This is a genomic window from Streptomyces sp. NBC_00310 (assembly GCF_036208085.1).
Taxonomy (GTDB): Bacteria; Actinomycetota; Actinomycetes; order Streptomycetales; family Streptomycetaceae; genus Streptomyces.
In genome coordinates this window covers 744855-769106 of the sequence record NZ_CP130714.1, presented here as the reverse complement: position 1 = coordinate 769106, position 24252 = coordinate 744855, and the positions used below count along the sequence as shown (strand labels likewise).

15 protein-coding genes are annotated in these 24252 nt (G+C 70.8%); 5 read left to right on the top strand and 10 right to left on the bottom strand.

Annotated features, from left to right (window positions below; genetic code table 11):
- Positions 1-718 precede the first annotated feature (718 nt).
- Positions 719-2155 carry an FG-GAP and VCBS repeat-containing protein gene (locus OG202_RS03280; RefSeq protein WP_327731534.1) on the bottom strand — a complete coding sequence of 479 codons (1437 nt, stop codon included), beginning with the start codon at positions 2153-2155 and terminating at the stop codon, positions 719-721.
- A gap of 419 nt (positions 2156-2574) precedes the next feature.
- On the bottom strand, positions 2575-2982 hold the full coding sequence (locus OG202_RS03275) for a hypothetical protein (protein ID WP_326585056.1): 408 nt from the start codon (positions 2980-2982) through the stop codon (positions 2575-2577).
- Between the two features lie 243 nt (positions 2983-3225).
- Between OG202_RS03275 and OG202_RS03270 the strand changes: the two genes are divergently transcribed.
- Together OG202_RS03270 and OG202_RS03265 are read left to right on the top strand one after the other, a co-directional pair.
- Positions 3226-3894: a TetR/AcrR family transcriptional regulator gene (locus OG202_RS03270; protein WP_327731535.1), complete on the top strand. Its 669-nt coding sequence runs from the start codon at positions 3226-3228 to the stop codon at positions 3892-3894.
- On the top strand, positions 3891-5213 hold the full coding sequence (locus OG202_RS03265; RefSeq protein WP_327731536.1) for an FAD-binding oxidoreductase: 1323 nt from the start codon (positions 3891-3893) through the stop codon (positions 5211-5213). Before OG202_RS03270 ends, OG202_RS03265 begins: the two co-directional genes overlap by 4 nt.
- A gap of 51 nt (positions 5214-5264) precedes the next feature.
- Here OG202_RS03265 and OG202_RS03260 read toward each other — a convergent pair whose 3' ends face one another.
- Positions 5265-5936: an FMN-dependent NADH-azoreductase gene (locus tag OG202_RS03260; protein WP_327731537.1), complete on the bottom strand. Its 672-nt coding sequence runs from the start codon at positions 5934-5936 to the stop codon at positions 5265-5267.
- A gap of 119 nt (positions 5937-6055) precedes the next feature.
- On the opposite strand from OG202_RS03260, the gene OG202_RS03255 reads away from it, so the two are divergent.
- Entirely contained in the window at positions 6056-7006 is a 951-nt protein-coding gene (locus tag OG202_RS03255) for a LysR family transcriptional regulator (RefSeq protein ID WP_327731539.1), read from the top strand.
- A 248-nt stretch (positions 7007-7254) separates the two neighbouring features.
- Here OG202_RS03255 and pheA read toward each other — a convergent pair whose 3' ends face one another.
- From pheA to OG202_RS03230, 5 genes are all read right to left on the bottom strand, one after another.
- The gene (pheA, locus tag OG202_RS03250; RefSeq protein WP_328222276.1) at positions 7255-8106 is read right to left on the bottom strand and encodes a prephenate dehydratase; all 852 of its coding nucleotides are present in this window, start codon (positions 8104-8106) and stop codon (positions 7255-7257) included.
- 9 nt (positions 8107-8115) lie between these two features.
- Positions 8116-8556: a nuclear transport factor 2 family protein gene (locus OG202_RS03245; protein ID WP_326585062.1), complete on the bottom strand. Its 441-nt coding sequence runs from the start codon at positions 8554-8556 to the stop codon at positions 8116-8118.
- A 17-nt stretch (positions 8557-8573) separates the two neighbouring features.
- On the bottom strand, positions 8574-9497 hold the full coding sequence (locus OG202_RS03240; protein ID WP_327731543.1) for an NAD-dependent epimerase/dehydratase family protein: 924 nt from the start codon (positions 9495-9497) through the stop codon (positions 8574-8576).
- A 43-nt stretch (positions 9498-9540) separates the two neighbouring features.
- Complete coding sequence (locus OG202_RS03235) at positions 9541-12297, bottom strand: non-ribosomal peptide synthetase (RefSeq protein ID WP_327731545.1); 2757 nt, start codon at positions 12295-12297, stop codon at positions 9541-9543.
- A gap of 1109 nt (positions 12298-13406) precedes the next feature.
- Positions 13407-14063 carry a hypothetical protein gene (locus OG202_RS03230; protein WP_328222275.1) on the bottom strand — a complete coding sequence of 219 codons (657 nt, stop codon included), beginning with the start codon at positions 14061-14063 and terminating at the stop codon, positions 13407-13409.
- A 254-nt stretch (positions 14064-14317) separates the two neighbouring features.
- Between OG202_RS03230 and OG202_RS03225 the strand changes: the two genes are divergently transcribed.
- Positions 14318-18283 (top strand): nSTAND1 domain-containing NTPase, encoded by a 3966-nt coding sequence (locus OG202_RS03225; RefSeq protein ID WP_328222274.1) that lies wholly within the window; start codon positions 14318-14320, stop codon positions 18281-18283.
- Between the two features lie 107 nt (positions 18284-18390).
- Here the strand turns inward: OG202_RS03225 and OG202_RS03220 are convergent, their stop codons facing one another.
- Complete coding sequence (locus OG202_RS03220) at positions 18391-19491, bottom strand: amidohydrolase family protein (RefSeq protein ID WP_328222273.1); 1101 nt, start codon at positions 19489-19491, stop codon at positions 18391-18393.
- Between the two features lie 451 nt (positions 19492-19942).
- Positions 19943-23353: an NB-ARC domain-containing protein gene (locus OG202_RS03215; protein ID WP_328222272.1), complete on the bottom strand. Its 3411-nt coding sequence runs from the start codon at positions 23351-23353 to the stop codon at positions 19943-19945.
- A 185-nt stretch (positions 23354-23538) separates the two neighbouring features.
- Between OG202_RS03215 and OG202_RS03210 the strand changes: the two genes are divergently transcribed.
- Positions 23539-24252 carry a GntR family transcriptional regulator gene (locus tag OG202_RS03210; RefSeq protein WP_327731552.1) on the top strand — a complete coding sequence of 238 codons (714 nt, stop codon included), beginning with the start codon at positions 23539-23541 and terminating at the stop codon, positions 24250-24252.

Sequence of the window (24252 nt, the reverse complement as noted above, 5' to 3'; positions counted from 1 at the left end):
ACGAGCCTCCGGCCTGGGCCTTTGCAGGTCATCACAGGTTCGGCCAGTTGTCGACCTTGGTGGTTCGTGGCGCTCGTGGGCGGACTGCGGCGGATACGGATGTCGGCTCACTACCGACCTTGATGACGGGGCGTCAGGTGTCTGGAGAGGTCGGGCAGGGGTCGGCGGAGTCGCATCTGCTGGAAGTATCGACCTTGCGGTAGCGAAGGTCACGCGCATGGACCCTCATGAGCGTGCCAGGGTGCCTGAGGCTCTGCGCCGATTGCGCCATGGGCGGTCCAGCATGAGGGGGCGATGCGTGAGCGTGCCCCCGACCTGGCGCCCGTCGATGCGGCGGCAGTGAAGGGGAGGGGACTCTGTCAGGAAGTTCAGGAAGAGGATGCTCGAATCACTGGGCGAGCCGGTGCGGGCGTGTTCGGTGAGCCTGCGCACGGCGTCAGGCTCCGTCACGACGCTCGCGGGGCCTGCGCGGAAACTCGGCCGGCGAGGCCCTCGACCCGCCGCCCGCGACCAGTTCGCCACCGTGATCCTCGCGTGAGTCACGGGCCGACACCTGGCAGTGCCTCGCACCGACAGCCGGCCCCGCCCCGAAGTGCAGCGCCCGCCCGGGCCGCGTCCACGTCGTCCAGCACACTGCGGCCGCTGCCGAGGGAGCCGTTCGAGACGGGACGCTGATTCGCCCCTGGGCGAGTTCATGGGACGAAGGGCGAGCGGATGCCTAGAACCCCAGAACTTCGCCGTACTTGATGGCCCCGATGGGCAGCGCGAAGCCGAACGGGGTCAGCGACTTGCCCAGCGGGTACGTCTCCTCGGTGCTGCTCGGCGCGAACCAGACGCCACCCGACCTGGGCTCACCGGCGTTCTCCCCGGGTGCGCTCACCGCGGTGTCCCACAGGCCGTCGCGGTTGTAGTCGCCGACGGCCACCTGGGCGCCGAAGCGGTCGCCGGCCTCGGCCGTGCCGGGCATGTTCGGGGTGCTCTGGCTACGGGCCGGCCCGCCGTAGAGGCCGTGCTCCGTGCCGTTCATGACGACGTATCCGCCCGCGTCCTTCACGGTGCCCACGTCCTCTCCGGGCACGCCGACCACCAGTTCCGGGCGGTTGTCGCCGTTCAGGTCGCCGGCGGACAGCGCGGCGCCGAAGTCGTCGCCCTCCTCGGCGGCACCGCCGACCTCCGGATTCGACTGGGTGATGCAGTCGTTCTCGGTGCCGAACTGCGCGGTCTTCGAGCCCTTGAACAGGAGCAGCGCACCACCGAGCCGGTCCTGGCAATGCGTCGTCTCCGACTCGGGATTGGGCTGTACGAGGCCGACCGCGAGGTCGTCGGTGCCGTCCCCGTCGAAGTCGGCGGCGGCGAGCGCACTGCCGCGGTCGGCGTCGGCCCACCAGCGGGCGGGCTTGGCCTGCTCGTCCCAGCGCGTGATGAAGGTGCCGGAGTCGTCCAAGGCCTGCCAGGCGGTGGCGAGGTCATCCCGGCCGTCGCCGTCGAAGTCGCCGGTGACCAGGTCGCGGGTGCTGCCGCCCATGCCGTAGTTGCGCAAGGTGGTGGTGGTCACCGGGGCGGCGGTGAGTGGACCCGGGCGGAACCGGAGCGCGCCGCCCTCCTCGTCGTTCTCGCCGTACGCGAGGTCTGTGTCGCCGTCGCCATCGTAGTCACCCGTGGTGATGGTGCGGCCGATGCTGCTGTACTCGGACGTGCCCCTGGCCACGGTGGTGCCCTTGACGTTCCACTCCGAGCCGTCCACGACGGTGATGGTGCCCTCGTCCTTGAGCTGCTCGGAGGTGAGCGACTCGCCGCTCGCGCCGACGACGAGCTCGAAGACGCCGTCGCCGTTGACGTCGACGGGTGCCACGGAGGAGCCGAAGCGGTCGCCGGCCTCGGGCGTGCCGGGTATGCCGGCCTCAGCCTGGCTGATGACGCCGGTGGACTGGCTCGGGCTCTGCGGACCGCCATAGATCACGCTGATGTAGCCGGCCCTGGCCTTGCCGTTCACCGTGGCGTTGGGCATGCCGACCGCGATGTCCGCGTATCCGTCGCCGTTGAAGTCGAATCGCGGAGTCGGTGCAGCCGCAGCGCTCCCGGCGAGCGGCAGGGTCAGGCCGGCTGCGGTGAGTGCCGCCACGACGGCGGTGGCGGCCAGGGTGCGTGCGCGCACGGTGAACTCCCATAGTCAAAAGACGAAATGAGGGCAAAGGTTTGTGGAGGTGTGACTCACGAGGTGTGCGAACGGTTGTGTGCAGGTGACCGCCCGGTGGACACGACTTGAGCCGTGCCGGCGCCCGCCCTCGAGACCAGCACGAGCCGAACCGGTCAGCCCGCATCCCTGATTGAGCGGCGACGCCCTGCACGCCTACGCGGCGCTCACTCTGATCACCGACAGCGACACCGCACCGGTTCCGCGCCCCACTACGCCACGCACCCCGAAGACATCGAGGTCTCGCTCACCGAGTACGAGCCGACCATGTTCCCCCGCAGCACCGAGGTCGCCACTGTGGAAAGGAGGGGCTGCGACCTGACGCCCTTGACACGCGACATGGCCCGTCGGGCGCCATCGAGCGCCCGACGGGCCAGAGGTCAGTAGCGCCCTCGCAGTGCCTGGTGGACCCCGTACGCCTCGATGAACCCCTGAATCGTCTGCAGGTCGTTCGCGAAGGATGTGGATCGCCACTTGTCCTTCCGGCCGTCGCGATAGTTGAGCTCCACCCATACGTCAATGTTCGCCAGCATGCTGTCGGAGGTGGTTCTTGCGGTCGCCTTCAGCGTTATTCCAGCTAGATCGTAGAAATTGACGATCTTCAGCGGCTTGCGTTCGTCTTTGTACTCGATGACCTCGTCAGGGGTGATGACCAGCAGCGGATCCGGATCATCCGATGTCCCGCGCAGGAAGCCGGACAGTTTCCCCCGCTTCTTGGTGAAGACCCGCCAATTCTCCGGGACGGGACCTTGGCTCGCCTGCATCAGGACGGTTCGGGGATTAGTCATGCCGCCTCCGTTCTTGCGACCGCGCCCAGCGAGAGCTTCTGAAGCGCCAGGAACCTGGGCCGGCTGAGATCCGCTCGCTGCGCGCGAGGTGAACAGAATCGTCCAGGACCAAGAAGAATTCTCCGTTCCCTGGCCGGTGTACGCCACTTCGGCGGGGTCGGAATGCCGAATGACCGGGTGTTTCGAGCGGGGCGGCCAGGGGCGGCCAGGAGCGGCACTAATGACCAGATGTACATTAAGGGGGTGAGTAGCGAACGTCCCAGCGCCCCTGCCGTCGTCAGGAAACGCGTCCGTGCCCCCGAGGTCCACCGCGAGGCGATCCTGGAGGCGGCGCGGGCCGCGTTCGCCGAGCGGGGTTACACCCGTGCCACCATCCGGGAGATCGCGGGGCGGGCCGGTGTCACGCACGGTCTGGTCATGCGGCACTTCGGCTCGAAGGAGCAGCTGTTTCTCGCGGCCGTGCCCGGCCCCCGGGACCTGCCCGAACTGCTGCCCGGCCCGCCCGAGACCCTGCCGGACCGGATCGCACGGGCCTTCGTCGAACGCATGGAACACGCCGACGGCAACGATCCGTTCCTCGCGCTGATCCGTAGCGCTGCCTCCGACGAGCAGGCCGCGACCGGCCTGTACGCGGCGATGCGGCGCAGCAGTGCGGAGGCATACCGCACGGTGCTGAGTGGGCCCGACGCGGACGAGCGCGTCGACCTGCTCGCCTCCCAGCTCATCGGCGTCATCTTCAGCCGGTATGTACTGCGCGGCGGCCCGGTGGCCGAGATGCCGCCGGAGCGGCTCGTGGCCTACCTGACGCGCACCCTCCGGTGCCTCCTTGAGCCCCTCGATCCCATCGATCCCATCGATCAGGCCGAGCCTGTCGATCCTCCCGAGTCCTCCGAAGGGACCTATCCATCATGACGGAACAGAGCCTCACCCACGTCGCGTTACCCCCGTCCCTCACCGGCCGGACGGTCCTGCCGTCCGACGCCCGCTACGAGCGGGTGCGCCACGGATACGTGCACCGGGGCGCCCCGGCCATGGTGATCTTCCCCGAGAGCGTGGAGGAGACGGCCGTGGCACTGGCGTACGCCCGCAGCAGGGGAACAGTGGTGTCCGTGCGCAGCGGCGGGCATGGCATCAGCGGACGGTCGACCAACGACGGCGGTGTCGTCGTTGACGTCTCCCGCCTCGACGACGTCGCGGTGCTGGACCGGACGCGACGCCGGGTCCGGATCGGCGCGGGCGCCCGGTGGGGGAGAGTCGCGCAGCTCCTCGCCCCGCACGGGCTCGCCATCAGCTCCGGAGACACCGGCGGCGTGGGCGTGGGCGGGCTGGTCACCGCGGGCGGCATGGGCTGGTTCGCGCGGCGGGACGGGCTGACCATCGACCATGTGACGGCGGTCGAAATCGTCCTGGCCGACGGCACTTTCGTCCGCGCCGACGCGGAGCACCACCCCGACCTGTTCTGGGCGGTCCGGGGCGCGGGCGGCAACTTCGGCGTCGTCACGGCGGTGGAGTTGGAGGCGTCCGAGACCGGCGACGTCGTCTTCGCCAACCTGATCTTCGACGCGCGGGAAACCGCGCCGCTCGTCGAGGAGTGGGGAGCCGTCCTCGAGGCCGCGCCCCGTGAGCTCACGAGCTTCCTCACCCTCATGCCCGCCGCTCCGGGCCGCCCGGCCATGGCCCACGTCGCCGCGGTCTACGCCGGAGACCGACCGGACGCCGCCCAGCGGGTGTTGACCCCCCTGCTGGGCCTGGGCCCGCTGCTGCGCCAGGAGGCGGTGCTCGCCTCGTACCCGGCGCTGGTGCCGGTCGGCGGCGCCCCGCACCAAGGGCAGGGCCTGGGCGCCACCCGCTCCGGACTGCTCGACCGCGTCTCCCCGCACACCGCCCGCTCCCTCGAGGAGGCGCTGGCGTCGGGGCAGGTACTGATGGGGCAGTTCCGTTCGGTGGGCGGCGCGGTCAACGACGTCAGTCCCTCGGCCACCGCCTACACCCACCGCACCCAGAACTTCCAACTGCTCTCCGCGACCGTGCCCGAGCGGGAGCACTCCCTCGACGCCCACTGGGCAAGGCTCGCCCCCGAGGTGAACGGCGTGTATCTCAGCTTCGACACCCGCCGCTCCCCCGAGGTCCTCGCCGAGGCGTTCCCCGAGCCGGTCCTGACCCGGCTGCGCGCGCTCAAGGCCCGGTACGACCCGGAGAACGTGTTCGACCGCAACTTCCCGCTGCGGTGAGAGCGGCTTCCGGGGCGTACCGGGGACTTACCGGGCGCCTACCGGGGGCTGTCAGGCCTCGCCGTGCGTGCGGGCGCCGTCGATCGCCGCCTGGTACGACGTGGCCGCCATCTCCTTGAACTGGGAGAGCCGGGGCACGTGCGCCGACTTGGTCAGCTCCGCGTGCAGGAACGTCAGGTCGGAGGCGAGGCCCACCATGCTGAGCGCCGCCTTCAGGTACGGCTCCTGGTGGTCGAAGTCGTGGCGGGGCGTGCCCGGCCCGTAGGCGCCGCCGCGCGCGGAGGCCACCACGACCCTCTTGCCGGAGAGCGGGCCCTGACCGGTGGCCGGGTCGGCGATCAGCGGCGCGATCAGGACGCGGTCGAACCACGCCTTGAACGTGGACGGCACCGAGAAGTTGTACATCGGTACGCCGAGCAGGATGGTGTCGGCCGCGAGGAGCTCCTCGATCAGCGGCCAGGTCACCGCCCAGCTCGCCTCCTCCTCGGGCGTCCGCGTCGCCCCGCGGGCCACCGCGAGGTCACGTATGCCCTCCGTCTCCAAGCGGTGCATGACCTCGATCTGCGCGTGGTCGACATGCGGGACGGAGTCGGCGGCCAGGTCGCGGTAGACGTAACGGCCGTCGGGGTTGGTCTTGCGCCAGGTCTCCGCGAATTCGCCCGAGATCTGGCGAGAGACCGAGCCCAGGCGAGGGCTGGAGTCGAGATGAAGCAGTGTGGGCATGGCGGAAGTCCCTTGTCTGGTCGGCGCGTTGGAGGGGTATTGATCTCCATTGAAGTCGCCGTCAGGACCGTTGTCCCGTAATCTGGCGTGGCACTTCTTAACCAGAAGCGTTAGCGAGGATGACGGTGCTGGACGTACGGAAGCTGGTGCTGCTGCGCGAGGTCGGGGCCCGGGGCTCGATCGCCGCAGCCGCGCAGGCACTCAACTACACGCGTTCAGCGGTCTCCCAGCAGCTGTCCGCCCTGGAGTCGGAGACGGGCGCCGCGCTGCTGGACCGCGGCAGCAAACGGGCCGAGCTCACCGCCGCCGGACGACTGCTGGTGGCTCACACCGAGCGTGTCCTCGCCGAACTCGAAGCTGCGGAGGCACAGTTGCTCGCCCGGGACGGCAAGGTCACCGGCGAGCTGCGGGTGGGCGTACCGCTCCACGAGGGTCCGGCCCTGCTGGTGCCGGCGTTGAACCGATTGCGCGCACGCCATCCGGAACTGCGCATCACCCTGCACGGCGTCGATCCCGACGAGGGCCGGCAGACGGTCCGGCTCGGGCGGCTCGACGCCGTCCTGGCCTCCGGCTACCCGCAGGTGCCCGAGCCACGGGTGCCGGGGCTGTACGAGGAGGAGGTGATCAGCGACCGCATCCGCCTGGCCATCGCGCCCGGTCACCCGCTCGCCCGGGGCGAGGGGCCGCGTGCCCTCGCCGAGTTCGCGGAGCAGCCGTGGCTGCTGGACCGGACGTCCCGGCTCGGACAGCTGGTCCTCCACCTGTGCGCCGACGCCGGTTTCGTCCCCGACATCGTCTCCGACATCGGGGACATGCAGGCCGTGTTCGGGCTGGTCTCGCTGGACTGGGGCGTCGCGCTCGTCCCCGACCTCGTGCCAGACCGGCCGGGGCATCCGGTCGCCCGCATCGCTCTGAAGGGGATCCGGCCCATCCGCCGGATCACCCTCGTGGTGCGCGAGGGTGCCCTGGACAGCCCGCCGGTGGCGGCCCTGCTGCCGGCCGTACGGGAGGCGGCCGACGAACTGCGACGGTCCTCGGCGGGCCAGATCAGCCACCCCGCGACAGACTGACTCCGCCCCCTGGGGGCCGACGAGCTCCGCCGAGGGGAGTCCGGCCGTCACCCCGGCCCGCGCCCGACGCGTCGCGTCGGCCGTCGGCCGACGGCCGAGGAAACCTCCCCGGACCACGGTGTGACGGCCTCGTCAGCCGTCGGCTGACCGACCGCGTCCACGCCGCCCGACCAGCCGCTTCCGCCGCAGCGACCAGCCGCTTCCGCCCCCAGCGACCGTCTCGCTCCCACCGCCGACGGCCGACCGCGTCAGCCGGCTGCGGCGGACCAGCGTGGATAGCTGCCCAGGAAGCGCACCTCCAGGCCCCGGGCCTCGACGGCAGCCATGGCCAGGCGCAGCGGGCGGGTGTCGATGTGGGCGTCGACGTCGAGGAACAGGTGGTAGCTGCCGAGCGCCCAGCCCGTCGGCCAGGACTGGATCCAGGACAGGGCGATGCCGAGGGTGCGGAACTCGTTGAGTACGTCGGGGACGAGGTCCGGGCCCGCGGTGCCCAAGGACACCAGCAGGGAGGTGCGTTCGCGTGCGGTTCGGGCCGGGTGGGACCAGCGGGGAGCCACCGACACGAACCGGGTCACGGCCCCCGCCTCCCGGCCGAGGCCGGTGGCGAGGACCCGCAGCCCGTACAGGCCGGCGGCCGGCGCGGCCGCGATGGCCGCGTGGCCGGGGACGCCCGCCTCGGCGACCTCCCGGGCGGCCGCGGCGGTGGAGGCGGCGGTCCGGGTGCGGGCACCGGGCAGCCGGGTGCGCAGCCAGTCCTCGCACTGGCCCAGCGCGTGCGGGTGGCTGTGCACCACGGTCACGTCCTCCACGTCGCCCTCGGGGGCCATCAGCGCGAAGGACACCGGCACCTCGACCTCGGCGTTGATGTGCATCCTCGCCGAGGCCAGCTGGTCCATGGTGGCGGGTACGACGCCGCGTACCGAGTTCTCCAGCGGCACCACCGCCGCGTCGCACTCACCCCGGAAGGCCGCCTCCAGCGCGGCGGCCACGCTCGGGAAGGGGCGGTGCGCCGGTTCCCGGTCCGGAGGGACCGTCGGCAGCAGCCGGCGCAGCGCGGTCTGCGTGAAGGTCCCCTCCGGACCAAGATAGGCGTACGTCATCGTCGCCCGTCAGCTCTCGATCACACGGTGGAACGCGACGGTGTCGAAGATGTCCTCCATGCGGACGGCCCGCCCGTCGCGCAGGACCCAGGAGTGCACGAACGGCTGCGTCTCCGTGTGGCCGCTCAGGGAGGTGATGTCCCGGCGGCCGAAGACGACCACACGCTCGCCCTCCCGGATGAATTCGCCCGGGTGCAGCCGCATGCCGCCGAGGACGGTGGGCACGTGCGCGAGGAACGCCTTGACACCGGCGTGCCCGTACTTGGTGCCACCGAGGCCGTACTTGTCCATCCCCTCGGGGTGCACCCACTCGATGTCGGGGTCGAAGGCATCCAGGAGCGCGCCCACGTCGCGGGCCGCGAAGGCGGCGTAGGCGGCGTGGATCGGTGCCAGTGGATCTGTGCTGTCCGTGGGGTCCGTGCTGTCCGTACTGCCGCTGCTGTCGGTCATGACGGGAGTCGCTCCTCTCACTTCTTGAGGTGTTCGGGGTGCAGGGCCGCGAGGGTGCGCCGGATGCCCTCGCGCCACGGCACCTTGCACGGCCCGGTGAGCGAGCGGCGCAGCGTCGGGTCGAACTGGTAGGTCTCGCGGGTGACTTCGCTCGGTACGAGGTTCGCCTCGACCCCGGTGAGCTCCTCCAGGTAGCGGACGCAGTCGGTGACGCCGACGGACTCGTCGCCACCCCAATTGGTCAGGGTCACCGGGACGCTCGCCGCGCTCCACAGGTGCGGGACCTGCTCGACGAGGTCGTCGATGTACAGCAGCGAGGTCCAGTTCTGGCCCTCCAGCGGGACCGGGATCGGCTCGCCCGCGAGCATGCGCTTGAAGTAGAGCATCGGCACACCGCCGTAACCGGCCGGCCCATAGGCGATGTTGAGGCGGGCGATGACGGTCGGCAGGCCGAGGGTCTGCGCGAAAGCCCGGACCGTGCCCTCGGCCGCGATCTTGACCACGGGGTAGGCGGGCAGCCAGTCGGCCTTGCCGTCCAACGGGTCGGTCTCGGTGTATTTGTGGTCGAGGGTCTGGCGGGCGTACAGGGCGCCGGTGGACACGTACAGGAACGCCTCCGCGGTACGGCAGTGGGTCATCAGGCGCCCCGCGGCCACCGAGTTGGCCTCGACGGCCGCGTTGAAGTCGCCGTCCTCGCCGCGGTTCACCGCCGAGTGGAAGACGTGGGTGAAGTCTTCCGGCAGGCCCTTGAGGGAGCCGGCGCCGGTGTCGTCCATGTCCCAGCGGAAGGTGCGGATGCCGTGGCGGGTGAGCTTCTCTTCGGCCCCGGGGGCGCCGAAGCGCCCCAGCGCCCACACCTCGTTGCCGTCGGCCAGCGCCTCGGCGACCGGTCCCGCCACCAGTCCTGTGGCACCGGTCACCAGGATCTTCTTGCGGTTCACGTACTGCCCCTCCTTGGGGTCCGGGGTCGGGGATCGGCGCGCTTCAGACGTCGCCGAGGGCGCGGTCGAGCTCCTTGCGCAGGATCGACTGGAAGGCCGCCACGTGGGTCGGGCCCATCAGCGTGTAGTGCTCGCCGGGTACGTCGATGTAGTGGTTCTCGCCGGTGGCGTGTTCGTCCCAGCGGCGCAGCTCGTTGTTGAGCCAGTCCTCCTTGGTGCCGCGCAGCGGGATGGCGTAGAAGACGCTCATCGAGCGGACTGTGCCGGCGGGCGAGTATCCGCGTCCGAGGTTCGTGAGGCCGTCCGCGAGTTCCGCCCATGCCTTGAACCTCTCGAAGGTGAGGTCGAGTTCGGCGAGGCGGCCCTCGGGCGCCTGGTCGATGAAGTGCGCGAGCTGCTCGTCCTTGGACAACGACCGCAGCTGTGCGGGCAGTTCGAGCGACTGCTTCTTGTCGATCAGCTCCAGGAAGAACGCCAGGTTGGCGGCAGTCTCGACGAAGTCCAGCTCGTTCATGCGGTACTTGATGTGCGGCGGCAGGTTGAAGCTGCCGACGAAGTCGACGCGCTCGCCCTGTGCTTCGAGCACCTTGGCTATCTCGAAGGCGACCGCCCCGCCGTACGAGTACCCCGCGACGGCGTACGGGCCGTGCGGCTGGCGGGAGCGGATGGCATTGACATACGTGTCGACCATCTCTGCGAAGCTCTCGAAGGGCCTCTCGCCGGGGTTGAAGCCGCGGGCACGCAGTGCGTAGAACGGCCGTTCGCCGACGAAGTACTTGGCGAGGTTGACGAAGACGAGGACCTCGCCGACGCCCGGATGGACGCAGAACAGCGGGGTTTTGTCGCCGGTGACCTGCATCGGCACGATCGGGTCGTACTCCCCCTCGCCGTCCGCGGCCCCGTCGAGGTGAGCGGCCAGGGCACGCACGGTGGGTGCCCGCAGCACGGTGATGATCTGCAGGCCGTCCGCGCCGAGGCGCTGGGCGACCAGGGAACGCAGACGCAGGATGTCGAGTGAGGTGCCGCCCAGGTCGAAGAAGTTGGCGGTGACACTCATCCGGTCGGAGCCGGTGTCGAACATCTCGGCGTAGATGCCGGCGAGGACTTTCTCCGTGTCGCCCTTGGGCGCGGTGTAGCCGCCGAGCCGACGCAGAACCAGGTCGTCGACGGCACCCTTCACCTCGTCGTACGCCCCGGCCTCCAGCCGCTTGCGCATCAGCGCGCGCTGGATCTTGCCGAGGCTGGTCTTGGGGAAGGCGTCCTTCGGCAGCGGCAGGATGAGTGCGGGCCTGAAGCCCCAGTGCATGACGACGCTGCTGCGCACCGCGCTCAGCACCCGGTACAGGGCGAGCTCGTCGCCGTCGGCGCACTCCGGATGGAAGGCGACCACGAGTTGCTCGGTGTCGCTGCCGGGGGCGCGGGTGGGGAAGGCGGCGACAAAGGAGGGGGCCACGTCGTCGAGGCCTTCGAGGAGGGTCTCGATGTCGTGGCTGAAGTAGTTGACACCATTGACGATGACGCTGTCCTTGGTGCGCCCGACGAGGGTGAGTCGACCGTCGTCGATCCTGCCGAGGTCACCGCTGCGGAACCAGCCGTCGGGGGTGAAGGCGTCCTGTGTGGCCTGCTCGTTGTTGTAGTAACCGGCCGTGATCATCGGGCCGTTGAGCTGGAGCTCGCCCACCGCGCCCGCGGGCAGTTCGCGGTGCGCCTCGTCGGCGACGCGGATGCGCAGCCCCTCGACGGGCTGTCCCAGGTTGGCGAACTCCTGGCCCTGGTCGGCGGCCGGGAAATCGACGGAGTAGATGCTGCCGGCGCAGGTCTCCGACATGCCGAACGCGGGCCACAGGGCGTCGGCACGCAGCCCGTACGGGGCGAAGCGGCTGAGGAAGGTCTCGCCGGTGGTGCGGACGACGGCCTCGCCGCCACTGATGACGTGCCGTAACCGCGACAGGTCGATCTCGTCGCCGTTCTCCTCGTCGAGTCGGTCGGCCTGCGGATTGATCAGCCCCAGCAGGAAGTTGGGGGTGAAGGTCATGGTGACGCCGAAGCCGGAGATGATCCGCAGGAAGTTCAGCGGCTCCTGGAGCACCACGGGCGCTTCGACGTGCAGTTGGGTGCTGCCCGCGTACAGCGGCAGCAGGTGGCATTCGAGGAGGGCGGCGACATGGTCGAAGGAGACCCAGTTGAGGCTGATGTCCTGGGCAGTCAGCCCGTGGTAGCCGTTCTTGGCGGCCATGGAGGCGAGCAGGTTGGCGTGGCTGAGCATCACGGCCTTGGAATTGCCGGTGGAGCCGGACGTCAGCACGAGGACGGCGTCGTCCTTGGGATCGGCCTCGTGGAAGGAGTCCGCCAGGTGCTCGGCGCGCAGATCCTCCAATGGGACGACGGACAGGCCCTCGACACGCGGGAGTTCGGCGGCGAGGGTGGCGCTGGTGACGATCAGCGGCTGGCCGAGGAGGGTGTCGACGTGCGTCAGCTGGGCCGCCCAACGCTCCGGGTCGCCGCCCAGGGCGGCCATCGGGCATGGGACGAATCCGCCGAGCTGGCAGGCCCAGAACGCGGCGAGGAACTCCCGCGGTTTCTCCAGGAGCAGGACGACCTTGTCGCCTGGGGCGAGGCCGCGTTCCCGAAGGCCGGTGAGGACCGAGCGGGCCTCGTCGAGGAGGCCGGAATAGCTCTGCAAGGGTGCGTCCTGGTCGTCCGCGCCCCGGGGATAGCGCAACCCGGACTCCGTGTGGTCCCGGGCGGCGTCGCACAACAGGTCCACGATGGTCCGCGTCCTCGTCACGGCTGTGGTCATGCGGGATGCCTTCTTCCTCTTCGTCGGCCGTCGTCCCCGGGATCACCGGAACGGCGTGCTGAACGGTGTACGGAAAGTCGTTCGGATGTGCTGGTGAGTCACACTCGACCGCGCGCGGAAAGGGTGGCGGTGACGGTGGCCGGGAAAGCAGGGAGGCGGCGCGGCGGGCGCGGCCCTCACCCGAGGGCTAATAAGCGGAAGAGCCGGATCCGATTTCCGCCGGCTCATCGGGCAAGCACCTGTTCATCGTCCCCCGTCGACCAGGCCAGTCCCTGGAGCCACGACATCGGGGCTCCGAATATTCGCCGAGAATAAGAACCGACGGTCCGGCTTGTCAAAGGACTAAAAGGGGGAGCAGAAAGTGCCGGAAAAGAGGAAAAAACCCTGCCAAACCTCACTGGGTGTGGGGGAGAGCACACCGGCCGGACGGAGTTCTGCGGCAAATCAACAAAGGAGTCCAATTTCTGACCTGCGCGTTATCGAGCAGGCAACTTGCGCGTCACATGGCGACTTCCGGATGTGCCGATAAATAAGCCGGTGCCGTTTTTCCTGACGGTAGGCGTAAGCAATCGAGACATGTACCGGAAAGAGGTGGCGCGGTATCCGGATCCTTCTCTTCCGAGCGCTGGCGACAGACCTCCGGAGCTGACGCTCGGCAGCCGTCCGAGGCGCGATCGCGGGCCTCGTCGGGAGCGTCGCGGTTTCGGGCGGGGCGCCGCGTCCCCGCCCGGCCGTCACCCCGACCGGCAGGCGTCGAGTTCGTGCTGCCAGGCGGGGGTGGGAAATGCCTGGGGGAGAGCCGGGCGCAGGTGGCGAGATGGTCGCGTAACGCGTAACGCGGAACGCGGTGCGCAGGCGGGCCGCAAAGTGGGCGCACAGCCGGCCCGCCGGGGTGCCGGCGGCCGCGGAGTCGATCACGGTGGCGGCCAGGACGGCCGTACGCAGGGCCTGAGCGGTACCGGTGCCGCTGAGGGGGCGTAGCGGATGGCCCCCGCGCCGTCATCGTGCGGGGGCCGTGCCCTTGCGGTGTGGGCGATCGCGTCCGGGGCGAAGGCGTCCGGCCCCGCCGCTCATGCGGCAGGGCCGGCACCCGGACGTGCGCCCGTTGGTTAGGAGACGTACAGCCGTGTCGGCTTCGGGTAGCTCGACCGGTAGCTCTTCAGCTCACGCACGTCGGCCGGCTTGAGCTTGACGCAGCCGTTGGACTTGTAGTCGCTGTTGCCGTCCCAGCGCGTCGACTCCGTGGAGCCCTGCTTGCCGTTCGACTTCATCTCGCTGTGGATGAACAGGGCGGTGCGTTCGGTCTTGGCCTTTCCCGTGCACCTCTTGTTGCTGAGCTGCCAGACGATTCCGTTGATCTTGCCCGAGAAGTTGCTGGAGAAAGTCGTGATGTTGTACGTGCCGCTGGGCAGCCAGCCCACATTGCTCTTGCAGCCGTCGCGGCCGATCTTGTTGTCGGCGGTGCCGAGGCCCGAGCCCGCACGCCAGCTGGCGACCCGCCACGTGCGCGTCTTGTCCGGGGCGACCTGCTGCACGAAGTAGAAGGAGAGACGCGAGTTGGACGGGTCCTTCTTGTTCTTCTTGAACGACAGGTAGGTGCTGCCCTTCGCGGCAGCCGCCTCGACCGACGTTTCCTCGGCCGCCGACGCCCCCGCTTCCTGCGCCCCCGCCGCCGACGGCAGCAGGCTCACCGCCACGGCTGCCGCGCCCGCCGTCGCGATGGCCTTCAGCCTCCGGCGCAGGGGGCGTGATGTACCTGAGTTCATGATCTGTTCCTCCCGTTGGACCGCCCCTGACAGAGCGGTGTCCGGCCTTCGACCGGGCCGGCAACACCGAGTTCACCAGCCCGGTCGGTTGTTCGGCAGGCCCCCTTCGCCACACCGAACAAAACATAAGTGGCCGGTCAGCGACCGCGAACGCTTGCCAGGCGGCCGGGTGGGTTCCTAACGTGGCCGCACGCACGGGGAGTTGTCCGCGTGCCGGGCGCAGGGATCTGTGCCGGGGGACGGGGGACAATGCGGTGGGGCGTCGAGAGAGACCGGTCGACCCGAACGCGGGACCGGTACAGCGCTTCGCGTACGAGTTGCGGAAGCTGCGGCGCGAGGCGGACGGCATCACCTATCGGGAGATGGCGCGGCGCGCCCACTACTCGGTGACCTCGCTCTCCCAGGCGGCGGCCGGCGAGCAGCTCCCCTCGCTGGCGGTGACCCTGGGGTACGTCGGTGCCTGCGGCGGCGACCCGGTGGAGTGGGAGCGGCGCTGGCGCGCGGTGGAAGGGGAGATGGCCGTCCAGGTCCGCGAGGACGAGGACGCCGAGCCGCCCTACCAGGGCCTCGCCCGGTTCGAGCCGGAAGACCACGACCGGTTCTTCGGTCGCGGTGAACTCACCTCCGCTCTACGGCAGTCGGTCGCCGAACACCGCTTCACCGCCGTTTTCGGCCCGTCCGGCAGCGGCAAGTCCTCCCTGTTGCGTGCCGGGCTGATCCCGTCCCTGCGGCGCGACGGCGGCAACGGTGACAGCAACCACAGCAGGGACGGCGACGAAGGCCACGGCGGCAGCGGCGTCCAGCTGGCCGCCATCCGCGTCCTGGCCCCGGGGGAGCACCCTCTCACCACACACGCCGACGCGCTCCGGCCGCCCACGGACCTGCCCGGAACAGGGAGAGACATCCTCGTCGTGGTCGACCAGTTCGAGGAGGTTTTCACGCTCTGCCAAGACCAGGCCGAGCGCACCGCGTTCATCGACCTGCTGCTCACAGCCCACCGCCCGGACAGCGGGTTGAGGGTCGTCATCGCAGTACGCGCCGACTTCTACAGCCGCTGCGCCGAACACCGCGGCCTCGCCCGTGCTCTGCGCGACACCAGCGTGCTCGTGGGTCCCATGAGTCCGGCCGAGTTGCGCGAGGCTGTCGTCAAGCCTGCCCAGGCGACCGGCCTGATGGTCGAACGCTCGCTCACCGCCCGCCTGGTCCGCGAGGTGGAGGGCCGCCCCGGCGGCCTGCCGCTGCTGTCGCATGTCCTGCGAGAGACCTGGCGCAGGCGTCGGGGGCGGGCGCTGACCGAGGACGCGTACCAGGCGGCGGGCGGGCTCGACGGCGCCATCGCGCAGACCGCCGAGGACATCTATACCGGGCTCTCGCCCGCACAGGCCGAGCTGGCCCGGCTTCTGCTGCTCCGACTGATCGCGCCCGGCGAGGGCTCCCAGGACACCCGCCGCCCCGTTCCCCGCACCGAGCTCGACGTCGCCGCCCCCGACGATGTCGAACTCGTCCTCGACCGCCTGGCCCGCGCCCGCCTCCTCACTCTCGACGACGACACCGTCAGTCTTGCCCACGAGGCCCTGATCACCGCCTGGTCCCGGCTCGGCGCCTGGATCGACGAGGACCGCGAACGCCTGCGCGCCCACCGTCACCTCACCGAGGCCGCCCGTGCCTGGGACGACCTCGGCCGCGACCCGGGCGCGCTGTACCGGGGCGCCCGCCTGGCCGCCGCCGGGGAGCACTTCCGGGGCACCTCCGGGCGCTCTGCCGCGCTCACCTCCCTCGAAGACGCCTTCCTGACCGCCTCCCTCGCGGACCGCACCCGGGAGCGCCGCCGCCGTCACGTCCTCGTCAGCGCCCTGTCCTGCCTGCTGGTCCTGGCTCTGGTCGCCGGTGCCATCGCCTGGCAGCAGAGCAGTACCAGCGATCGCCGGCGAGTCGAGGCGGAGGCCGGCCGCCTCGCCGCCCTCGCCGCCACCCTGCGTCTGACCGATCCGGAGCAGGCGATGCGCCTCAGCATCGCCGCCTGGCGGCTCGCGAGGACCACGGAGACCCGGTCGGCTCTGCTCGGTTCCCTCGGGCAGAAGGAGCAGGACGTCTTCACCGTCCCCGCCGGCACCGGCGCCGAGAGCGCCGACGACCACCTGAGCGCCGACGGCCGGACAGTCCTGTCGATCACACCGGACCGTATCGACACCTGGGACGTACGCACCCACCGCCGCACCCGCACCCAGCCCGGCGTCGGCGGGAGTCCGGACGACCAGGCCGAGGAATGGATGGCGGTCAGCCAGGAAGGGCGCACGCTCGCCCTGTTGGACGAGGGAGCCGTACGGCTGTGGGATGTCCGCACGGCCCACGAGACCGGCAGGCTCGCCGTGGAGTCGCCCATGGACGCGCAGTTCGGGCCGGGCGGGCATGTTCTCGTTGTGGAGAGCTGGGGACCGGACCTCGACGGTCCGATGAACCTGCAGGCGTGGGACCTGCGGCAGCGGCGGCGGCTCCTGCGTCTCCCGATCGGGGAGTCCGAGACGGTTCAGGACACTGCCGTCAGCCCGGACGGCCGATGGCTGGCCGTCTGCACCGACGCACGGCCGCTGGAGATACGGAACCTCGGCGGTGGGGGCCGCAAGCTGCCGCTGCCCTGGCTGGACCGTGCGGGGAAGCGCGACTGCTTCGCGGGCGAGTTCGCCTTCACCCCGGACAGCCGCGGTATCGCGCTCATGAGCGACACCGGTATCCGTCTCTGGGACTTCGGTTCCGGCCGCGCCCTCGCTCAGCTCAAGGCCGAGGGCATCGAGGAGTTCCGGTTCAGCGCCGACGGCCGTTTCGTCGTGGCGTCCACCCCTGACGAGATCCTGCTGTGGCGGGTCGCGGCGCCCGGCGCCCCTGTGTTCCGCTACATCCTGGTCAACGAGACTCCGCAGGAACTCCGGCTGGACCTTGCCGAAGGCGTCATACGGTACATGTCGGGCAGTGGCGCGATCGTCCGGTCGCTGAGGCTCGGGAGCGCGGTGACCGACCGCTGGCAGAACCGGGAGACGGGCGGCGCGAAGTGGAGCGGCGACGGCCGGACGCTGGCCACCGTGGGCCGCACCGACGACCTGGCCGGGTATGAGCTGCTGGACGCGCACGGCAGCCTGGTGGCGAAGCTGCCGGGTGAGCCCTGCCCTCCGCCGGAGCCCGACCGGAGGGGTCCGGGCGAACAGACGCTTGAGGACGGGGCCTTGGAGGAAGAGGTCGAGACGTCCGTGCGCCGACTGCAGGCCGCGGCGGTGCGCCTGTACAACTGCTCCGACGGCATGGCGTTCAGCCCCGACGGCGGGTACTTCGCGTACGGCCGGATCCGGCGGGACCACGACTCGAGTTCCTCCGAACGCCAGTTGATCACTGTGTGGGACGTACGCGCCCGCCGCGTGCTCGCCACGGTCGACCTGGGCAGGGGCGGTACGCCCGTGCCGGACGGCGAAATGCCCCTCGGCGTCTCCGGATTCGCCCTCGGTGCCGATGGCCGCACCCTCGCCGTGTCCCGCGCCGCCGAGCGGGAGGTGCTCGAACTGTGGGACGTACGCGCGGGAAAGCGTCTGCGCACGCTGCCCGGCTTCGCGGGCGAGGAACTGGTCGTGCGCCCGGACGGCGGGGTGGTCGTGTCGTGGCAGGACTCGGTCGCTGACCTGTCGTCCGGACAGGTGACGCAGCGGGTGCTGGGCGGGGACGATACGAACGCCCTGGCGTTCAGTCCGGACGGCGCCCGTCTGGCGGTGGGCGACGGGCTGGGCCGGGTCACGGTCTGGGACGGGGACCTCCGCGAACGCCTCGGCGTGCTGCCGGGTACGTACACCGAGTCCCGTCGCGCGGAGAACGAGGGAGTGGGCGCACTGGCCTTCTCGCCGGACGGCGAGACCCTGGCCGTCGCGGGTGACTTGGGCACGGTGCAGCTGTGGGACACCGACTCGCACCGGCTCCTCGGATCAGCACTGTCCACGCCGGGCGACATGATTCACTCGCTCGCGTTCGGCCCGGACGGCGGCACCCTGTACGGGGCGGGCGCGCACGTGCCGGTACAGGCGTACGACATCGACCCCGACCGGGTCGCCGCCCGCCTCTGCGCACGGGCGGGCTCCGGACTGTCCCCGGCGGACTGGCGGACATACCTGCCGGGGATCCCTTACCGGGCGACCTGTCCATCGGCACCGTCCGGCCGGTCGGACGGAACGGCGGACGGATAGAGCCACCCCACCTGCCGTCGGCGCCGCCGTGCCTCGCGGCCGACAGGTGGCGTCGCACCGCCGTGTTGCCGTGAATCCGACAGCGCCGTGCCGCGGACGTAGTCAAGCTAGGCGCGCCTCAGCGTCGGCATGAGGCGGAGCGCGTTGTCGCGGTTGATGCCGCGACGCTGGCGGTGGGTGAGGACGGGGTCGGTCTCGATGACGGGCACCGTGAAGTCGGTGATGACGTCGGCGGAGGCGGCCGGCCAGTCGGTGCCGAAGAGGATCCGGTCTGCACCGGCGGTGGCGACCAGAGTGCCCGAGGGGGCCAGCGGGCCCGCCGTGTCGTAGTAGAAGCGGTGGAGGTAGTCCTGGACACGGGCAGCATCGAGCGGTGGGGTGCAGAAGTCGCCGAAGGCCTTCATGCGGGTGGCGATCTGAGGGAGGAATCCGCCGGCGTGTGGCAGAACGACTGACAGGTGCGGGTAGCGGTCGAGTGTCCTGGTGCGGATCAGGTTCACAGCGGCACGCGTGGAATCCAGCAGGAAATCGCACATGAAGTTCGGGATTCCGGGGACGGTGGGCACGCCGGGTGGTCCGCCCGGGAGGTCGAGCGGGTGGGTGATAAGGACTGCGGAGCGTTCGTCGAGTTCTGCGAGGAAGCGGTCGTAGGAGGGATCGCCGAGGTAGACGCCGTTGTAGTTGGCTTTCACGCTGACTCCAACGGCACCGAGCTCGTCGAAGGCGCGTTGGAGAGCCCACGTGGTCACTTCGGGATGGTCCAGGACGGCAGGGGCGAGGATGGCGAAACGGTCCGGGTGTACGGCCACCAAGTCGGCCAGCGCCTCGAAGAGGACGGTGAGGCCTTCCCTGGCCTGCACCGCGGAGCGGTACCGGTCCTGCATGGTCGGGTTGAGGACCGCGGTAGCGATTCCCACCCGGTTCATCAGCGCCAGAGTGGAGTCCAGATCCCAACGCGCCCACCACGGCAGCTCCTGCCGTCGCACCAAGCCCTCACCCTCGGCCCAGTCAACCCATGCCGGAGCGGTGAAATGATGGTGGAGGTCAATCCTCGCCCGGCCGGCGTCATCGCCGCTCTCCGAGCCTCGCAGCACAGCTTCCTCCCCGGCCAGAGCGCTGGCCCCGCCCGTTGCGGCGACGGTGGTCGCCACCGCCCCACCGGTGATCAGCAGACTGCGCCGACTCATGGCCTGCGTCGATTCCGACATTCGCGTATCCCATCCGTAGCGCCATCCGGTTTGCGGCACCACGATGGCCCGGTGGCGGGCCCGCGATCGCCACGGCGTGCCCTGTTCGAGGTCGATTACCCCGGACGGACGCGGTCCGGAGAGAGGGGCCTCGCCAGCTCCCGCCGTCGTCCGGCTTCAGGACGGAATGGTCCTCCAGGGGCCTCCACGGTCCTCCACGCTGCCCTGGTGGCCTTGTCCTCCGCCGCCGTGATCGGACGCGGCGTCGCGTCAGCGGTTCGCAGCGGCAGGCGGGGCATCCGCTGCGAACCGCTGACGGAAGGGTCAGGCGGGAGCGCACCCCGGCGGGGGTGTCTCAGGTGAGGAGTTGGAAGAGGTACAGGCCTCGTTCGCCCCCCACCGCGAGTTCGTGATCTGTCCCCCAGGCAGCCGAGAGCAGTGCTCCTTCGGTTCGCGCGACGGCCACGACGTCCTATCCCGTGGCAGCCCAGATCCGCACCGTCCCGTCGACGCCGCAGGCGGCGAGCCAGCTGCTGTCCTGCGCGATCGCCACCGAATTCGCCCCGGTGGCGACGACGCGGGGGAAGGTCCAGCCGGTCGACCGGCCCTGCTGGTATCGCTCCCACACCCACACCCACCCGGCGCGGCAGACGGCGGCCAGCCAGGTGCCGTTCGGGGCGATCGCCACCGAGCGCAGCGAGTCGCGGGTGGGCACGGTGAGGGTGACCCTCCGGGCCCGGTAGGCCCAGTCCCAGATCTGCACCGTCCCGTCGTCGCCGGCGGCGGCCAGCGAGGTCCCCTCCCGGGCGACCGCCACCGAGGTCACCGGGCTGGTGGGGCCGGTAAGGGTGGTGGTGCAGGCTCCGGTGACCCGGTCCCAGATCCGCACGGTCCTGTCGTCGTCGCCGCTGGTGGCGAGCCAGGTCCCGTCCCGGGCGACCGCCATCGAGTTCACCCGGACAGTGGGGCCGTCGAGGGTGGCGGTGCAGGCTCCGGTGGCCCGGTCCCAGATCCGCACCGTCTCGTCGTCGCCGGCGGTGGCGAGCCAGCTGCCGTCCGGGGCGAACGCCACCGACGTCACCCGGGCGGCGGGGATGGTGAGGGTGGCCGTGCAGGTCTCGGAGGCCCGGTCCCAGATCCGCGCTTTCCCGTCGGCGCAGACGGCGGCCAGCCAGGTGCCGGCCGAGGCGAACACCACGGACTTCGTCCGGGCGGTGTGGCCCGGGCGTGAGGACGTCGGAGTGATCGACGCGTGATCCCAGATCCGCACCGTTCCGCCGTCATGGGCGGTGGCGAGCCAGCTGCCGTCCGGGGCGATCGCCACCGAGTTCACCCCGTGGGTGTCGCCGTCGAGGGTGGCCGTGCAGGCTGCGGTCGCCCGGTCCCAGATCCGCACGGTCCTGTCGTCGCCGGCGGTGGCGAGCCAGGCGCCGTCCGGGGCGATCGCCATCGACGTCAGTGAGTAGTAGGTGGGCACGGTAAGGGTGACGGTGCATCCCCCGGTGGCCCGGTCCCAGATCCGTACCCGGCCGTCGTTGCCGGCGGCCGCCAGCCAGGTCCCGTCCCGGGCGACCGCCAGCCCGTTCACCGAGCCGCTGGGGCCGGTGAGAGCGGCTGTACAGGCCCCGGTGGCCCGGTCCCAGATCCGCACCGTCCTGTCGCCCCCGCTGCTGGTGGCGAGCCAGCTGCCGTCCGGGGCGATCGCCACCGGGCCGGTGGGGCCGTCCAGGGTGGCGGTACAGGTCCCGGTGGCCCGGTCCCAGATCCGTGCTCTCCCATCCTCCCCGGCGGTGGCGAGCCAGGTGCCGTCCTGGGCGACGGCCACGGAGTTCACTGCGTTGGTGTGGCCGTTCAGGGTGGCTGTGCAGGCCCCGGTGGCTCGGTCCCAGATGCGCACTCTCCCGTCCTCTCCGGCGGTGGCGAGCCAGGTGCCGTCCTGGGCGACGGCCACGGAGTTCACTGCGTTGGTGTGGCCGTTCAGGGTGGCTGTGCAGGCCCCGGTGGCTCGGTCCCAGATGCGCACTCTCCCGTCCTCTCCGGCGGTGACGAGCCAGGTGCCGTCCGGCGCGAACACCACCGAGCACACCCGGCCGCTGTGGCCGGCGAGGGTGCGGAGCAACGCGGGTGAGGGGGCGTCGGGCAGGGGCCATCGCGTTGCCAGACAGGGGCGTTGGGCGGGATCACGCCGACGCGCGGTGACCGGGGGCTGCCAGAGCGGATGGGTGTCCAGGCGGGTGTGCAGGACGCCGGTGAGGACATGGGACGGGCGGGTGGGGGTGAGGAGGTGAGCGGTCTGGGCGAGGCTGCGGGCCAGGAGCCGGGTGTGCGGGGTGTCGATGCGGGCGAGGTCCGTCCAGGGCGCACCGGGTCCACGCTGCACGAGGCGGGCCTCCACCCAGCGCAGGTCACCCGCCACGGCCTCAGCCGACGCGGCGCGCCCGGCTGCGAGCAGGTGGTCGATGAGATGGTCGAGGAGATAGCCGTCCTGGAGCTGCCACCAGGCGCGTTCGGGAGCGGGTGCGGTGGGGACGAGGGGCTGCGCCGGGGGCAGGGTGGCGGCGATCGCGTCGATCAGGCGGCCGTTGAGGCTTACCAGGCCGACAGGACCGAGATCACCGCGGAGGTAGTCGCGGATGACGTCGTGCAGACTGATGGTGCCACCGCGCCGCGGGTCGACGGTGCACAGGGACAGACGTTCCAGAGTCCGGCACAGTACGCGCGTCTCGTCGTCCGCCAGTCCGCCGCCCGCCTGCCACAACAGGGCGACGACGGATACGGGAACGGACTCGTCCTCGGCGAAGATGCCGAGCTCGGTGAAGCGGTCGGCGCCACCGGACGGCAACAGGGTCGTGGCGGCCTCGACCGATGCCTTGACGGCCTGATTGCGCAGGACGGGGTCGTCGAGGTCCCAGACGGCGTCGGGAGCGTCGACGGCGGCAGGCCCGATGCTGCGCAGCCGCTGGAGGGTCCGCGCGGCGGTGGCTGCGGGATCGGCCCCGGCGGCGCACTGTTCCGCGATCAGGCGATTCGTCAGGCGCAGCAGCAGAGCCCAGCGGCCGGTGGCGTTCAGCAGGGCGTCCACGAGGGCCGACGGCAGCGGGGGCAGGTCCCAGGTCAGTACGGCCTCGGCCTGGTCGTACGACATCTGGTCGACCTGGATGCGGACCGTGCCGGACGGCAGCAGGGAGGGGTTGCGCGTGGTGACCAGCCGGACACAGCGACGGCCCCCTGCCAGGAAGGGGGCGAGTTGCTCCGATTCCCACGCGTCGTCGAGAACGAGCAGGGTGCGGGGGCGCTGGTCGAGGAGCCTGCCCAGGTGGGCGCCGGCCAGGTTCGGGTCGTCGAACTCGGTGGTGTCGCCGGTGATGAACCGGGTGACCTCCGCGACCTTGGCCGCCACGGCCGCACGTCCGCGGACGTCCCGTCCGATGGTGACGTGGTAGATCCGGGAACGGAACCGCCACCGCACGCGCCTGCGGGCGCACACGGCGGTTGCGAGTGTGGTCTTTCCGAACCCTCCCGCTCCCCACAGGGAGGTGGTGATACCCACGGCGCGGCCGCCGCGGCACACGGCTGCCGCGGTGGCGCGGGTCTGGGCCCGGTCCACGAACCAGTCGGGAACGGTCACGGGCGGCGGGAGCGGCGGATCGTCCCGGCCCGCCGGTGGACGCACCTGCATCCACATCAGGACTCCGGCCGACAGGAAGGTCAGCGCTCCCAGCACACCGACCCACGGCCACGGATGTCGGCGAAGCTCATCCAGCACGCCGGGCCAACGCGCGGTGGATGTGGCGGCGTTCCCCGCCAGCGCGAGTAGCACCGCGAGCACCGCACTCGCCGCGGCCAGCGTCACCAGAACCGGTGTCCACACCCGCACCCGCACGCCCCAACCCCCCGGTCACGAGACCCTGCCCCGGAACACTAGCCACAGACCATCCGCACCAGCAGCAGAACGCCACAATCCCGCACAGGCACCACACTTGGGAATCGGTCACTCGATCCGCGCATTTCTGTTCCCGCGACGAAGGGGCTATTGACCGGTCAATTGGGTGATTGTACGGTCTAGGCATGGCCGTGCCGCTCTACGTACAGATCAGGCGAGAGTTCGAAGCGAAGATCCGGGACGGGGGGCTGCCGCCCGGCTCGCGTCTGCCGAGCGAGATGGATATCTCCGCCGAGTACGGCGTCAGTCGTGCCACGGCCCAACGGGTCCTCAACGACCTGGCGGAAGCGGGACTGGTGATCCGCCGTCGGCGCCACGGCACGTTCGTCGCGGACGTGACGCGGCAGATCAACCTGCTCAACTTCGTCACCCCCTCGGCAGCCGCGAAGGGCGTACCGGGCAGACACGACGTCGTTTCCGCCCGGATCGTCAGGGCCGCCGACGCCGTCCTGACCCTCCCCGGCGCCTCCGCCGACACGGCCGTGGTGGAACTGGTCCGCCGCAAGCTGAACGTACGCGAGGAGCCCCAGTCGGTCGAGCGGCACGTCGTGCTCTTCGCAGCCGCCCCCGACCTGCTGAACGAGAACCTCGAAGACCTCGTCACCCTCCCGTATCTGCAGCGCAGGGGAGTACCGATCGACGCGATCCGGCTCTACCTCGACCCGGTGACCCTCGACGAGCACGACGCCACGCTGCTGCACAGCGAGGCCGGAACGCCCGCGCTGATGAGGCGCAGGGAGTTGCGTGCCGACGACGGCAGCACCGTCGAGGTGGTCACGACCCTCGTCCGCCCGGGTACCGCCGAGTTCTTCCTGGAGCTTCCGGTCCCGGCCAAGTGA